Genomic DNA, 15,830 nt, shown 5'->3' on the forward strand with positions numbered 1-15,830 from the left:
AAGCGCAAAAACACAGTGTCCGGTTAAATCGGCACAACTTTGGTCGAAGGGTAATTTCCCCCAACCCCGCGAAAAGGTTGGAAAGCCGCCATCGTTATTTTGAAGTTTTAGCAACCAGTCACCACCAACCAATATTTCCTCCGTAATTGTATGATGTGGCGACAAATCTAAAAGTGCCAGAATCGCTCCGGGTGTATCGTCGCAGTCGGGTACGGAGCCCGTGTAATTTGTCCAGCCCCAACCACCCGGCGAAGTGCCGTTAAACGGATGTATCGTTTTATTTTGCACCGAAAGCAAGTGATTAACAATACGCTTTTGTTGAGTTACTGACAATACCTCGTTTTTTCTTTCTCCCAGTGCTTTTACACTTAAGGTGGTTACCCACGTCGAGAGGTCGATGTCAATGGGCCAGCTACCATCTTCGCGTTGTGTACGCTTCAAAAAAGCAATTCCTTTGTCTACTACAATCGAATCTCTTAATCCTGCATTGACGAGGCTTAGTGCAACAAAAGCGGTCAAGGGAATCGCTTCCAGAAAACCACCACTTTCGGGTAGCGATCGTTCCAGAATTTTAAGGGCTTTCTTTTCAGCTTTTGCCCGGATAGCACGAGTTAATCCGTTCGATTTTTTCTTGCGGAAAACCACAATACCAACGGCGATCAATGCCGGGATTGCATAACTTACCACACTCAGATTCATCAAGCGATAAAACCGGCGCGGCAGCAACGCCAGCTCGAAAGGCAACTGCGGAATGTGTTTAAAACCATCGTCTCCGGGAACACCACAAAGTGCACACAACGTTAAAATGGGCACCGAAAACGTATAATCTTTTTGGTAATGATCGAGAATAACTTTTGCGACCTGGTCAGAGCGAACATCAACATTTTGTGTAAGCAGGTAGTCTGCCAGTTTTTGCTGTGTTGTCTTTACTTCTGAATTATTTTCTGCGTAAAGATTCAGTGCCGCATAACTAAGTAACGAAGTTGAAATATTAGCCGGACTTTCTGGTGTGTCGCCGTAACCACCGTCTGCATTTTGATTTAATGAGAGCCATTTCAATCCGCTTTTAATTTCCTGTTGATGAAGAGTGGCATCGTGAAAATGAAGTGCTGCAACCGCAACGGCTGCACCCAGTGCACTCGACGATAATTCTCCTGACCAAAATCCTTCGTCGTTGAGTTCGCCAAGCAAAATATCGCTCAATTCCTTAAACCGTATTTCCAACTCTTCTTTTTTCACTTTTAATTTTTTAAACACAAAGACTCGAAGACACTAAGATTTCTGTGACGTTAATCAGTTTTGCCTATTGTAAATTGCTAATTGCCTATTCCTTCTCAAATCAAAAATCGTTAATCATCATTCTGCAATCTTAATCCTTCATCCTGCCAATTCATCCTTAACAAGGCTCCCCAGCGCCAGCAAACCATAAAACGTATATTCCAGGTCGCGGGTTTCGTCACCATCACCCGAAAGAAAGGCTCCTGAAAGATAATTCATTTGAATAAAATCAAGACAATCAGGAGTGATCAGCCTCAGATCATAATTGGTTTCAGCCAAAGAGAAAAGTGCCACTCCGGTTGATAAAGTATCGCTGAACGGTGTGGTTTCAAAAGCCCTGAACCCTGCTTTTTCCTGGTGAAATTCCAATAACAATTTTTGATATTTATAGTACTCCAATCCAAGGTCAAATCGGGCGAAACAAAGAGCGGCTACCAAACTACATGGAGAGTTATTTTTTACTTTGTAAAAGGGCAGCCAAACACGTGCCATCAGGTTAAATACAAAGCGGTTTTTTGCAGTGGCATCAATCGTTAAAGCCAGCAGAAAAAAGCGGTATGAAATATCCATGAAGTTATGCCCCGAAAAAACTTTTTTTAGCAACGAAAGCAGCGATTCGTTTTTCGGCTGCTGGAATAGCTCCGCTTTCATTAGATTTAGCGCCAGTTCTTCAACGGTACTTGATGTCTCAGGTTGTTTCGAAATGTAGGCTTTTAACTGCTCAATTTCTTCTTTTTGTCCGGTGGCTAAACTCAACCAGCAGCCAAAAAGAGAGTAGTATGGATCAGGTTTTCCGGCACGATCGCAAAAGCCCCCCGAAGTATGTTGCTGACTTTTTATAAAATCAGTGATTTCCTGTTGTATTTCGGGCGATAAAGTTTCAAATCCTAAAGAAAGTCGCCGAACCAGTTTTTTATAGATCGCGATCTTCTTTGGTTTACTCATTGGTAGTTTCTGATTTAAATATCTTTCCCATCACGCCGTAAAGGCTAAGTCGGAGTTTGGAATTATCCAGTTTATCTAGTTCCGCGTAACAGTTGTCAACGTATTTCTGCAAGTATTCCTTTGTAACTTCCAGCAATCCGGTTTGATCAATCAACTTTCTGAATTCACCAACTTGCCCGAATAAATTCGCTGGCGTCTCTTTTCCCTGATCGGCGAAATGTTTGTTCAGTAAGGCCAGCAGGAAGGGATAATCGCCGGTTTTTTCGGCCGAATGTTGTTCCGTATATTCATTCAGGTCGTCGCGAATTTGGTAGGCAATTCCCATAAAATCGGCAAATTGTTCCAGAATTTCCTGTTCCTGTTTGTTTGCTCCGCTAATAATTGCTCCCAGCAACAAGGCCACTTTAATGGCTTCACCGGTTTTATTCTTAAAAACCTCGATCATCTCATCGGGCAATAGTTGAATTTTGCCGTCGTTGAAAAGAATGTCGACGCCTTGGCCGCGTGTTAATTGTATGTGCGAGTGGGCAATAAAACGCAGGCAGTTTTTCAGGATTTCGTTCGAAATATCCAGATCACTCAACAACTCGTATCCTTTCCCAATCAGAAAATCGCCGGCATTAATAGCCTGAGGAACGCCGTATTTTTCATGCGCGGTAAGCGTGTTGTAACGCTGGTTGGCATTGTCTTCAATATCGTCGTGAATAAGCGACGCCTTATGGAAACACTCGATGATAAGTGTTAAAGGTTTTAGAAGCTCATCGGTTTTAGAAGTTGAGTAGGCCAGGTAAGCTAAAGCGGCAAGCAGCGGGCGTATCCGCTGTCCGTCAATAAGCATATATTCCTGTGCAATTTGTTCTGTTTTATCGCGGCCGGGAATATATTTTTCGATGTATTCTTTGGTGAAAAAACCTTCGATTCGGTTCTTTAACAATGACACCGAAATGGGTTGGTGCGCTTCATCCGGCTCATAGGAACGCATTTCATCCAGAATCCATTTTATATCGGCGCGGGTCTCTTCACAGCCATCGAAAAGCAGCGGGATGCCAATTACCGGTACGGCAGCATTTGATACCGGCTCAAAAGAACGTTGCAACACCGGCATACAACTCACGCCGATTACAGCATCTATTGATCCTTCTTCCACCAAGCCAACCGCAACCGTGGTTCCTTCGGCCACCAAATTGGCATATCCTTTTGATTCGGCTTCAATCAGCAGATCATCGATGGGGCAGGCCTTACATCCGGCACAGTTTAGGCCCAGTTCGTCGAACAGGCCCTCGCATTTATTGTTGTCGTTCAGGCATTGCGGCAATAGTAAAAGCCGGCGGTTCATGGGCGTTGCTTTTACCGTTTTTCGCCACGATTCGTTACCCAGTAAAACCATGGCAAAAGGAATAAATTCAGCAGAAATTTCCTGCTCGCGCACCAACGCAGCGGCCAGTTCTTCCAGTTTTTGGATGTTTACAGGAGGACGCAGCTCCAACATTCCGAGCATAGCTGCAGCAGCCTTACGCATTTTGTTGCGCACGAACGATTCCTCAGGAACTTTCAATATACCGTTTGTCTCCTTCATATTAACCGTAGGCGCCAAAGCCAAAAAATGCCCGTTTTTTTGCAAAGCGATACACCCAGCTCTTTTCGCGAACCGGTTTTGCCGAGCCATGACTGGAAACTTTTTCCATTTTGCTCAGGCGTTCGGCTTCGTTATCCCGGCCCGATGTATCTTTTGCGGCATGTTGTTTTGTATAATTAACCAACCACTGTGGATCGTCCATTACGATACAGCCCGTGGTCAGTTTTGGTATTTCTGTTTTAAATCCCGCCAGGAAAGTTGAATTGCGGTAAATGCTTTCCAGGTTGCCATCGGCCACATTGTTGGTGGCAAACTGAATAACCGGGCAAGGTTCTATATCGCCCGAAGCATTAATATGGTGACTTAGGCCCGATGCCGCGGGGCACAATCCTTTTCCATTTTCATCCCAATAGGCGTCGATAATAGCGATGTTGTATTTCCGGCGCGCATCAACAATAAATTGGCGAAGTTGCTCAATTTGCTCCGCCGACAGACAAAGCTCAACAGTTGCGTCTTGTCCCGCCGGACGATATATGTAGTACCACAAATAAAGTACGCCACGGTCGATCAGCGATTGAATAAAGTCATCGGAAAAGGCCAGATCGATATTCGATTTGCAAACACTCATCGCCACACCGGTTATCAATCCGGCATCGGTTGAATGATCAATTGCATCCTGTGCTTTTTGATAAACGTTTTTTCCTCCGCGGCGCACATCGGCAACTTCGTTGTCGCCTTCAAAACTGATTAGCGGCGAAACGTTGGCCAGTTTGCGTAAACGTTCAGCAATATCTTTGGTAAGTAGAGTGCCATTGGTAAACAGCTGAAAATAGCAATCAGAATGTTTTTCAAAAACATCGAAAAGCGGTTTGTACATCAGTGGTTCGCCACCGAGAATCCCAAAAAAGTATGAGCCTTTTGCTTTTGATTGCGTGATAATCGAATCCAACATTTCGGGCGACATGCGCGCATTCTGTTTTTTATGCGTCACCCAGCAGCCCTGACAATTCAGGTTGCAATCGTCGGTAACCGAAATAAAATGAAATGCCGGAAAGAAATCGCCCTTTTTTACTCGTTTCTGAAAACGCTGAATACCACGGGCACCTTTTATGCCCATGTTATATGCAAACTTATACAAGCATTTTTTATCTGTTTTCAGGATTTGTTTAACCATCGCTTTTTGGGTTTTTTAAGCTGTTCTTTAATTCTTCCAGGGCTCTCTTTTTCTCTTCTTCTGCTTGTTGAAAAGCGCCTTGTTTGAAAATGTTTCTTCGGGTATTATTGCGCTCGTTCAACATAACAAACAAATTTCCTTTTTGATCGTTTCCCGATGCTTTTTTATCGTCGCCGGGTTCTGCTCCTGATAACGCAGAATTTTCAGGTAAACGCGGGAATATAATCGCCGATGCCGGGCAGGTTCGTCCGCAAGCCGGACAATTGTTTTTGCACGACAACGGATTGACAACCTTGAGGCTTTTTTTATTGTACGAATAAACTCCAAAAACACAGAACCGGGCACACTGTCCGCAAAGGGTACAACGCTCCTTATCGATGATCGGGTACCACGCCGGAACTTTTAGCCCGGTCTTTTTTATTTCGTATTTGCTGTTTTCCTGCTTTTCCTCAATCCGGGCAGCTATATCGGAGGTAATTTCTTCAGTGTCGGTCTCCCTGAAATTAAACACCTCGTAATTGCTGAGCTGAACCCCGTTCTGCTCAAACATATTTTTAATGGCCCGCGGGTAGCAGGCAGCAATCAGTGTTTTGTCGTAATCGTTATCCAATTGGTGTAGGAAGTCCTTTTCATTCAGCGAAAAAGCACAAAGGTCGTGCAGCTCATAAATATCAACTCCAAGCGGTTTGAAAGCTTCTGAAAGCTCTTCCTTCTTATCGTCGGAAATGATGCCAGCACCACAATTGCAAAAAATCAGGCAAGTTTTGTTTGTCATTTTTCTGGTAATGAAAAGCTAAATAAACAAAATTCTGCTCAACTTAAAAATGCTTGCCCGCCTTTAACAATCAATTAAGACGGATAGGCTTTTAACTGCGATGAATCTTGTTGTTTTGCAGATGAGTTGAGCCCATTGGCAGAGGAAATAATACGCACATTGAATTAATGACACAAAAGACGAGGAATGGCCTGTTTTTGTAATTATTATTCCGAAATTTATACCTGTACATTAAACAGACAATTTTATAGTATGAACCGCTTATTGCTTATTGCCCTGTTTGCCCTGCTTTTTGTTTCGTGCGATTCGAAAAAGGAGGAGAAAACCACAAAGAATGATGAACTATCGGCTCACGATCAGAAAATGGAGTGGTGGCGCGAGGCCCGCTTCGGAATGTTTATTCACTGGGGTTTATATGCCGATCCGGCAGGTGAATGGAAAGGCGAACGTATAAATGGGATTAGCGAATGGATAATGGCCCGTGCCGAAATTCCGGTGAAGGAATACGAGCAACTGGCAGAAAACTTTAATCCCGATAAATTTGATGCCGAAGCATGGGTAAAACTGGCTAAATATGCCGGAATGAAATACATTGTGATCACCTCGAAACACCACGATGGTTTTGCAATGTTTCATTCAAAAGCCAGCAAATACAATATTGTAGATGCTACGCCTTTTGACCGCGATCCGTTAAAAGAACTGGCTGAAGTTTGTAAAAGAGAAGGTATACGTTTGGGTTTTTACTACTCGCAGGCGCAAGACTGGCACGAACCGGGCGGAACTTACTGGAGCATTGAAGAAGGTAAACCTCATTGGGATCCGGATTTAAAACGCGAACCACTGATGAATTACATAAACGGAAAGGCGGTGCCGCAGGTAAAAGAAATTCTGGAAAACTACGGAGGGCTGGATATTTTGTGGTGGGATACGCCACGCGGAATGACAGAAGAAGCGGCTAACGCTTTAAAAGCAGTTACCGATGATTACCCTAACCTGATAACGAATAACCGCCTGTATCGTCCATGGCCGGGCGATTTTCAAACACCCGAACAGCATGTGCCGCCAACCGGGCTTGATTACGATTGGGAGGTGTGTATGACCATGAACACCAGCTGGGGCTACAAATGGTACGACGAAAACTGGAAATCTACCGAAGAGTTGATAAAAATGTTGGTTGATATTGCCAGTAAAGGTGGTAATCTGTTGCTGAACGTGGGGCCAACTGCAACAGGTGAATTCCCCAAAGCCAGTGTTGAGCGCCTAAAAGAAATGGGCCACTGGATGCAACAAAACGGCAAATCAATATACGGTACAAGTGCCAGTCCGTTTTATAAATTGCCCTGGGGCCGCTGCACTACCAAAAAGGAGGGCGGCGTAACCAATCTTTACCTGCATGTTTTTGACTGGCCAAAAGATGGCTTATTAAAAGTGCCTGGACTGGAAGCAAATGTACGCGATGTTTACCTGTTGTCGAACCCGAAACAGCATTTTGCCTGGAAATTTGAAGAGGGCGATTTACATGTTCATGCGCCGTCGGTAATATTTAATGAGATAAATACGGTGGTTGTTGTGAAAATACGTGGCGAAATGACGGTAACAAGTAATAAACCACACTTAAAAGAAGGTAGTGTGTTGTTACCAGCCGACTTTGCCGACATTTATAATCCCGGTTATGGCGAACATGCTGTGTTAAAAGGTAGTGGTTCAAACTCAATAATTGCCAACTGGGTGGATGCCCGCACACGGTTAGAGTGGATTTTTGATGCTGAACCGGGCAAATACCGGGTTGAAGCTTTGGTGTGGAGTGCCGAAAGAGGAGGATTAACGGTTCGTTTGGGAGATCAGAAAATAGAAGCAGAAATCCCTGATACCGGCGAAGAATTTGATTTGGTGGAATTGGGCGAACTGGAAATAAAAGAAATTGGCGAGCAAACCATCTCGCTGTTACCTGCTGCCGGAAATACCGGCGATAAACAGTTGATGTATTTGGAGTTAATAAAGTTGTAGGTTTTGTATTTAGTCAGACCTTCAAGGTTTCAAAAACCTTGAAGGCCTTCTGATTCTATTTACTCATTTCCGCAAAATATTTATAGAATAGCGGAATGGTTTTTATGCCTTTGTAAAACTGTTCCAGCGGGTAGTTTTCGTTGGGTGAATGAATAGCATCCGATTCCAGTCCAAAGCCCATTAATACCGACTTAATTCCAAGCACTTTTTCAAAAGTTGAGATAATCGGGATACTTCCACCCGAGCGAACCGGTACCGGACGTTTGCCAAAAGTATCGGTATACGCTTTTTCAGCAGCCTGGTAGGCTGGAATATCAATGGGGCAAACATAAGCGGGGCCACCGTGTAAGTAGGTAACCTCAACTTTTACCGATTTTGGCGCAATACTTTCAAAGTGGTCTTTAAAAAGTACGGCTATTTTTTCGTGATCCTGATCGGGAACCAAACGCGATGAGATTTTTGCAAAAGCTTTTGATGGCAATACGGTTTTTGCACCTTCTCCGGTGTAACCGCCCCAAATGCCGCATACATCAAACGACGGACGAATGCCGGTGTGCTCGCTTGTTGTAAAGTCTTTTTCTCCTTTCAGCTCATCAACACCAAGTGCTTTTTTATACTTTTCCTCGTTAAACGGAGCTTTGGCCAGCAAGGCACGTTCTTCGGCCGATACTTCCTGAACGGTATCATAAAAACCGGGGATGGTAACCTTGCCATCTGCGTCAACCATCTGGTCGATCATCGAACAAAGTACATTAATCGGGTTGGCAACTGCGCCGCCAAAAATACCCGAGTGCAGGTCGCGGTTTGGGCCGGTAACTTCCACCTGCCAGTACGACAGTCCGCGCAATCCGGTGGTAATGGAAGGAATATCAGCAGCCAGCATTGAAGTGTCGGAAACCAGGATAATATCGGCTTTTAGCATTTCCTTGTTCTGCTCGCACCATTTTCCCAGGTTTGGCGATCCTATTTCCTCTTCGCCTTCAATCATAAATTTTACGTTGCAGGGAAGGGTATTGGTTTTTACCATCAGCTCAAAAGCTTTGGCGTGCATCATTCCCTGCCCCTTGTCATCGTCGGCACCGCGGGCATAAATTTTGCCGTCGCGCACCTGTGGCTCAAACGGTGGTGTGTCCCACAAATCGATGGGATCAACCGGCATCACATCCATATGGCCGTAAACCAATACGGTTGGTAGTGCCGGATCGATGATTTTTTCGCCATAGGTAACCGGGTTCCCGGCGGTTTCAAAAACTTCGGCTTTATCGGCACCGGCTTCCAAAAGTGTTTTCTTCCAGTACCCGGCGGCTTTATACATATCCGGTTTGTGGGCAGCAATCGAACTGATCGACGGAATGCGGATCAATCCAAATAATTCCTCCAAAAACCGGTCTTTGTTTTCCTCTACATACTTGTTTATGTACTCCATAACATTTACTTGAATTTCCCTTAATAATTGAGCTTGAAAAATAGTGTTTTGCGCAGGATTAAAAAAGAGGTTTTGTCATGAACCAGCATAAAAAAAGGGCGATCAAACGATCGCCCTTCCAATAAGTTTATCACAACTTAATTATACCGATGTGAAATCAAATTGAGTCTTTAAATTTTCAATCGGCATTAACCATTGTAATTTCAGTGTTTCGCTAATGGCTCACACTGAAAAACAAATGGTATTAGTCAACAATAGCTTTAAATTTAGCATTGTCGAAATATTTTGCGAATTCCATATCTGTTTTGGCCACTTCTTTCAAACCGGCATTCATGTCAACAGCAGCTTTCAGGCTGTCGAACAATAACGATTCTTTAGCAGTGCGTGCACCAATTACAGCTTTGAAATATTCAGTCATATAGCAACCTTCAATTGTACAAGCGTCAAGGTCTTTAACCGCACCGTTGTTGTTTCCGGCCAGTAATTTTGCCAATCCCGAGTTTACATCGGCAAAACGGTTGAAATACTGAACAGCTCTGTCGTATTCGGCTTTTTTAACGCTAACAATTCCCATGTTGTAGTTAACAGCGTCGCCTGCACCTGCAGCAGCACCAAATAAAGCTTCAGCAGCGTCAACATCGCCTTCGGTTAAAGTAACCGCACCAACGTTGTTTTTAACGATAGGCTCGTCGTTAGCCAGTTTCTCAGCTTTCTCGAACAATGGTTTTGCATCTGCATATTTGTATTGCTGAACCATTACGTAACCTGCGTTGTTTGGTCCTCTCCAGTCGTTCGGATAAACTTCCATAAACGTATTGTAAACCGAAAGTTGTTCGTTAAGATCTTCGAACAAAGTAGCAGCGTAAAGTAACTCTGCCGGATTTAATGAAGAAGGATCAGCTGTGGCAGCTGCTTTTAATTCTTCGTCGGTTTTACCAATCATATCAACGCTGGTAGTCATTTTTGCACGACGCAACTGAGGAAGAATTTCGTCAGCAACTTCATTAAAAGTCTCACTTAGGTTACGGATTTCACGCTCACGAACTTCTGGGTCGTTGTACATCGAAAGTACACGCAGGATCAGTTCTTTGTCTTTAATGTTCGACTGCTCCAACAAGATTTTAAAACCGTCCCAGTCTTCAGGAGTGTATTTTGTTTTCAACTTAACATCAATACCGGCTTCTTTTAATTTTTTAGCCAAAAATGCCGAAGATGTTTCTTTACGTTTTGCAGCAAGATCAAGGTTCAGATCGATTGTACCATCAGGTGATGCATAAGCTGAAACCTCAACATCTTTCAGATCGATTCTTTCGTCTTCGTTTGCTTTTTTAGTGTAGTCTTCCAGTGCAGTAACTTCACTTTTTGAAGTTTCGTCTCTGCGAATGTTCGAACGATTGATCAGGTATTTGATGTCTGCAGTCATTTCGTCAGGAACGATACGTTGGAAAGCATCGATATTTGGATCGTATTTTCCGCTGTTGTTAGCTTCGCGCTCAACACCTAAAATCGCTTTAGGGATCATGATAACTTTTTCGCTGGTAGCAATAATACCATCGGCAACTTTTATTGGCTCGAAATCAACCGATTTTGCACCTTGTGATGCTTTGATGTTTACGTAAAGTTCTGATTTTGCCATGGCTTTATCGTAAGCAACAGCATTTTTGTAATTTAAACTACCACCGTTGTAGCTAATTACTTTGTTGTTGGCTTCAACACTTTCGCCCTGCACCGAAACAGGCTCATACGCAGTTTCTCCACCATCGTATTTTAGCACAGGTGTAGCAGTTAATGTAACTTTTTTGTTGAAGTATTTGGCTGGGAAACGTGTGTCGATTGCAACGGCAACTTCACTGGCATGTGCCTCAAGCACCTCAGGGGTAACTTTGAAGTTGATTTGATCGGCATCTTTCTTCATTTTGTTTAGTCCGGAACATCCGGCCAATAATACCGCAATACCAATGAAAAGGGGGATAGGTTTAAAGTTGATTCTTCTCATAACAGACATTATTTATACTATAATTAAAATTCACATTCGAGCAGACAAAAGTAAAAAGCTTTTCAATATTTAAAAGCTGTAGCCCATGTTTTTATCACAATATCAGACGGTTTATTCCTAATTTATATTCACTATTAAAAATGGCGGATTTCAACTGCTGATAATGGTCGGGATTTTGTACAAAATCAATGCCGTTAATATCAATAATCAGGATAGGGAAGGTGGAAATTTGTTTAAAAAAGTTAAAGTATCCATCGCCAATTTTCTCCAGATAAACAGGATCCATGTTTTGTTCATAATCGCGCCCGCGCATTTTTATATTTTTCATCAGTCGGTCGACATCCGAATGGAGGTAAACATACAAATCAGGTTTGGGCATCGATTCGAAAATAATGTTGAAGATTTGCCGGAACAGATGGTATTCATCTTTCTTAAGCGTGGTTTCGGCAAAAATTGCGGTTTTGGCGAAATAGTAGTCGGCCACCATAAACGGGTGAAAGAGATCGAGGTTGAGCACTTCGTTTTTGATTTGCGTATAGCGGTCGGCCAGGAACGAAAGTTCCAGCGGAAATGAATAACGTTCTTTGTCCTGGTAAAACTTGGGTAAAAAGGGATTGTCGGCAAATTGTTCCATCACCAGTTTGGCGTTGTAATCTTTGGCAATCATTCGCGAAAGTGTTGATTTGCCAGCCCCGATATTTCCCTCAATAACCAGAAATTGCATTGTTCTTCAACATAAAAATTCCCGGTAACAAATCGTGCTACCGGGAATTCAAAAGTAGTATTTTTTATCCCAAACTTTCAGGGAATTTTTGTCTAATTTTCAGTCAGCGACTTAATGCCCATATTCCAAAGTGTGAAGCCATAAATATCAGCATACTGCTCAATGGTTTTGCTTACAGGGGTTCCTGCTCCGTGTCCGGCATCAGTTTCTATCCGGATAAGAACCGGGTTGTCACCAGCTTGTTTTGCCTGTAATTCGGCTGCAAATTTAAAGCTGTGTGCCGGAACAACACGGTCGTCGTGGTCGCCTGTGGTTACCAGCGTTGCCGGATATTCAACACCCGCTTTTACATTGTGCACCGGAGAATATCCTTTCAGGTATTCAAACATTTCTATGTTGTCTTCGGCTGTGCCGTAATCGTAGGCCCAACCTGCACCTGCGGTAAAGGTGTGGTAACGTAACATATCCAGCACGCCAACTGCCGGAAGTGCCACTTTCATTAAATCGGGGCGTTGTGTCATTACGGCGCCAACCAATAACCCTCCGTTCGATCCGCCACGGATGGCCAGGTAATCGCTCGATGTATAATTCTCGGCAATCAGGTATTCGGCAGCGGCAATAAAATCGTCGAAAACATTTTGTTTTTGCATTTTGGTTCCTGCATCGTGCCACTTTTTACCATACTCGCCACCACCACGCAAATTGGCAACAGCATATACGCCACCTTGCTCGAGCCAAACAGCATTGGTAACCGAAAAACTTGGTGTAAGGCTAACGTTAAAACCGCCGTAACCGTAGAGGATCGTTGGATTTTTGCCATTCAGTTCAGTTCCCTTTTTGAACGTGATGATCATCGGGATTTTAGTGCCGTCTTTCGAGGTGTAAAAAACCTGTTTGCTTTCAAAATCGTTTGGATTGAAGTCGATTGCCGGTTTGCGGTACAGTTCCGATTCACCGGTTTCAAAATCGTATTGATAAATACTTCCCGGCGTAATGTAGTTGGTGAACGTGTAATACATTTCGGTAGCCTTTTTCTTAGCACCAAAACCACTAACCGAACCAACTCCCGGCAGTTCCACTTCGCGAATCATTTTGCCATCATAGTCGTATTGAAATACTTTTGCTACCGCATCAATCATATATTCGGCAAAGAAATAACCACATCCGGTTGACGGGCTAAGAACGTTTTCAGTTTCAGGAATAAAATCCACCCAGTTTTCATGTGTTGGGTTGCTTACATCGGTAGTAACCACTCGTTGGTTTGGTGCATTTAAATTGGTAACCAGGTAGAGTTTTGTGCCCACATTATCGATTACGTAAGTGTCGCTTTCGTCGGTTCCGATTACAGTAATTAATTTACTGTTTGGCTGGGTAAGGTCTTTAATAAACAGTTTATTGCCGGAAGTGGAAACGCTGGCTGTAATTACCAGGTAACGATTATCGTCGGTTACGCCACCGCCAACATAACGGTGTTTTTCTTCGGGTGTTCCGCCAAATACCAGTTCGTCTTCGTTTTGAGTTGTGCCCAATTTGTGGTAGTACAATTTATGCTGATCGGTTTTTGCCGATAGTTCGCTGCCTTCAGGTTTGTCGTAGCTCGAGTAGAAAAATCCTTCGTCGCCTTTCCACGAAATACCGCTGAACTTTACGTCAACCAGTGTGTCGCCCATTTGCTCTTTCGTGTCGGTATTTATAATAATTACTTTGCGCCAGTCGCTGCCACCTTCCGATATCGAGTAGGCGGCAATTTTACCATTTTCCGAAAAACTCAAGGCATCCAACGATGTTGTTCCGTCTTCAGCAAAAGTATTCGGATCGAGAAAAACTTCTGCATTAGATGCATCTTCTCCGGTTTTAAAACGGTAAACCATATATTGGTTTTGCAGTCCGTTGTTTTTGTAAAAATAGGTCCAGTCGCCCTCTTTAAACGGCGCACCCACTTTTTCGTAGTTCCATATCGACGAAAGTCTTTCTTTTAATTCTTCGCGGTACGGAATCTGGTTCAGGTAGCTGTAAGTTACTTTGTTTTCTGCCTTTACCCATTCGGCAGTTTCAGCCGAGTGGTCGTCTTCGAGCCAACGATACGGGTCGGCCACTTCAACACCAAAATAGGTGTCTTTTACGTCTCCTTTTTTTGTCACAGGATAATCTAATTTTGGTTGTTGTTCAGTACAGGCAAACAGAACAAGTGCTGCCAGTACAAATAAAACAGTGTTCTTCATTGTGCAGTTGTTTTTCGCTAAATTAACTATTTCTTGATTACAATTTTCTTGATATCAGTCATGAGTGTGTGGGGAAAGTAACAGTACAAGACTTTTTTTTGTCGTGAAAGTTCTCTGAACTAACTTCCTCTTTTACTCAAGCATTGCATAAGAGCAGTTTTCCCTTGAAAGGGAAAATGTCGACAGACAAAAGGGTAGTGTTTTATTTGTAAATACATTTACCCCTCACCCTGTCGGGAGCTCCCCTCACGAGGGGAGCCAGTACTGAGAACGGTACCAGGTTGCATTGTTAATTTACTTTTATTACTGTTGGTGATTCCCGAGAATCATGAATATCTTTTGACCGGACTTACATAAGCCGCTTCTCTTTTCTCAGCTTTTTGTCTTTTAAATGCCCCCAGATGTAGGTAGGCAACAGTCCGATGGAAAAACCAATAAGGAATAGCTCGAGTTTAATGTCTGCGTTTAATTGCATCAACAGGTAGCCCAAAACAGAGCCGCCAATAATTCCAAAGAATGAAATAAGGTAAGTGAAATAGTACGGCGCGTAAAAACCGTGTTCTTTTTGCATGTGTTTTGAGAGGCGGGTGATCAGCCGGTCGTACTCGCGGCGTGGTTTGCCAACGTGGTTTACAGCCTGGGCAATGTTGTTTACCGCTTCTGCAATATTAATTTGTTCTTTTTTGCATACCGGACAGGAATTCGAAAATTCATCAACTCTTGAGATATTACGTTTAAACTCGTCGATACGGAAAAAGCGCAGGTCTTTATCTCTGCCGCCTTGTAATTGTTCGTCTATTTTATTGTGAAGTTGTTCTGACCAGTTGCCCATGTTTCTATAATTTTAGTGGCGAAGTTAAGAAAAGGAAGTTAAAGTTCCGCGTGGGAGCAAGTTCTCAGTCTCAGTATTCAGTCACAGTCTATTAGTCCCTCAATCCTTCAGTTCCTCAGTCCCTCCATCCTTCAGTTCCTCAATCCCTCAATCCCTCCGTCTTCCAGTACCATTGATTCCAGTCGCAGTGCTCATCTTCAAGAAGATGAAGTCTATCTGCTGTCAGTGAACGGTTCTCTGCTGTCAGCGAAGGATTATCTTTCATCATATAATGATGATCTGGTAAAAGATGACGACAATCTTATGAAAGATACAGTTGATCTTATGGAAGATGACGGCTATCTTCCGTCAGCGGATGATTATCTGGGAGAAGATGACGGCTATCTTATGGAAGATACGGTTGCTCTTATTGCAGATGAAGACTATCTTATTTCAGCGCATCATTCGCTGGCGGAAGCGGAAGCATATCGGTTGTGGGCTGACGTTTCGGATTACCTGAAATTTCTTGTGGAGGAAAATTTCCGAATCAATTCAAATAAGCCACCAACCATAAGAAACATGCTTTTGTCCTATCGGACGGATTTTACTCTTTGGCTTAGCCCAAATAGTAAACAGAAAACCCAAGGCTGCGCCCGCCTCACTCGGAAAAGCTACGCGATGCCGACTAAAATTCCTGAAACTCGTCGTTCCTCCTCAAACAGCAGTAATTTTTTAACGCTGTCACCGCTTGTTTTCCGGCTCACCAGACGAGGCCACGCTCTGATGTGTCTGACGTTGCATCAGTGGTACGGCCTCTTTTGGTCGGTGCCCGGAGTTGAAATGAAACCTTAGTGAGAGCGGGAAACTCCGAGTGGGCGAGGAGATCACCCGTCCGA

At 43.5% G+C, this 15,830-nt stretch carries 12 protein-coding genes; 2 read left to right on the top strand and 10 right to left on the bottom strand.

Annotation, left to right across the window (positions count from 1 at the left end):
- The 5 genes from ABZB17_RS11175 to ABZB17_RS11195 all read right to left on the bottom strand — a co-directional run.
- Window positions 1–1,239: prenyltransferase/squalene oxidase repeat-containing protein (locus ABZB17_RS11175; protein WP_372650256.1), on the bottom strand; the 1,239-nt coding region annotated here is incomplete at its 3' end.
- A gap of 138 nt (window positions 1,240–1,377) precedes the next feature.
- Complete coding sequence (locus ABZB17_RS11180) at window positions 1,378–2,223, bottom strand: prenyltransferase/squalene oxidase repeat-containing protein (protein ID WP_372650258.1); 846 nt, start codon at window positions 2,221–2,223, stop codon at window positions 1,378–1,380.
- Window positions 2,216–3,799 carry a polyprenyl synthetase family protein gene (locus ABZB17_RS11185; RefSeq protein WP_372650260.1) on the bottom strand — a complete coding sequence of 528 codons (1,584 nt, stop codon included), beginning with the start codon at window positions 3,797–3,799 and terminating at the stop codon, window positions 2,216–2,218. Before ABZB17_RS11185 ends, ABZB17_RS11180 begins: the two co-directional genes overlap by 8 nt.
- Before the next feature lies 1 nt (window position 3,800).
- Window positions 3,801–4,973, bottom strand: a complete 1,173-nt coding sequence (locus ABZB17_RS11190; protein WP_372650262.1) for a radical SAM/SPASM domain-containing protein — start codon at window positions 4,971–4,973, stop codon at window positions 3,801–3,803.
- The gene (locus tag ABZB17_RS11195) at window positions 4,966–5,748 is read right to left on the bottom strand and encodes an ATP-binding protein (protein ID WP_372650263.1); all 783 of its coding nucleotides are present in this window, start codon (window positions 5,746–5,748) and stop codon (window positions 4,966–4,968) included. The genes ABZB17_RS11190 and ABZB17_RS11195 overlap by 8 nt, the downstream gene beginning before the upstream one ends.
- A 252-nt stretch (window positions 5,749–6,000) precedes the next feature.
- Between ABZB17_RS11195 and ABZB17_RS11200 the strand changes: the two genes are divergently transcribed.
- Window positions 6,001–7,755: an alpha-L-fucosidase gene (locus tag ABZB17_RS11200; protein ID WP_372650265.1), complete on the top strand. Its 1,755-nt coding sequence runs from the start codon at window positions 6,001–6,003 to the stop codon at window positions 7,753–7,755.
- A gap of 55 nt (window positions 7,756–7,810) precedes the next feature.
- On the opposite strand, the gene ABZB17_RS11205 is transcribed toward ABZB17_RS11200, so the two are convergent.
- The 5 genes from ABZB17_RS11205 to ABZB17_RS11225 form a co-directional block, all read right to left on the bottom strand.
- Window positions 7,811–9,181: a dipeptidase gene (locus tag ABZB17_RS11205; protein WP_372650266.1), complete on the bottom strand. Its 1,371-nt coding sequence runs from the start codon at window positions 9,179–9,181 to the stop codon at window positions 7,811–7,813.
- A 244-nt stretch (window positions 9,182–9,425) separates the two neighbouring features.
- Window positions 9,426–11,177: a tetratricopeptide repeat protein gene (locus tag ABZB17_RS11210; protein WP_372650268.1), complete on the bottom strand. Its 1,752-nt coding sequence runs from the start codon at window positions 11,175–11,177 to the stop codon at window positions 9,426–9,428.
- A 94-nt stretch (window positions 11,178–11,271) separates the two neighbouring features.
- Window positions 11,272–11,901 (bottom strand): deoxynucleoside kinase, encoded by a 630-nt coding sequence (locus tag ABZB17_RS11215; RefSeq protein ID WP_372650270.1) that lies wholly within the window; start codon window positions 11,899–11,901, stop codon window positions 11,272–11,274.
- A 92-nt stretch (window positions 11,902–11,993) separates the two neighbouring features.
- Entirely contained in the window at window positions 11,994–14,123 is a 2,130-nt protein-coding gene (locus ABZB17_RS11220; protein WP_372650272.1) for a prolyl oligopeptidase family protein, read from the bottom strand.
- Window positions 14,124–14,472: 349 nt separating this feature from the next.
- A complete protein-coding gene (locus ABZB17_RS11225; protein WP_372650275.1) occupies window positions 14,473–14,955 on the bottom strand; it encodes a SoxR reducing system RseC family protein in 483 nt (160 codons plus the stop codon).
- 303 nt (window positions 14,956–15,258) lie between these two features.
- On the opposite strand from ABZB17_RS11225, the gene ABZB17_RS11230 reads away from it, so the two are divergent.
- Window positions 15,259–15,786, top strand: coding sequence for a hypothetical protein (locus tag ABZB17_RS11230; RefSeq protein WP_372650277.1), 528 nt, complete (start codon window positions 15,259–15,261; stop codon window positions 15,784–15,786).
- The last annotated feature ends 44 nt before the right edge of the window (window positions 15,787–15,830 follow it).

It is taken from the genome of Draconibacterium sp. (genome assembly GCF_041583095.1).
In the GTDB taxonomy this organism is placed as follows: domain Bacteria; phylum Bacteroidota; class Bacteroidia; order Bacteroidales; family Prolixibacteraceae; genus Draconibacterium.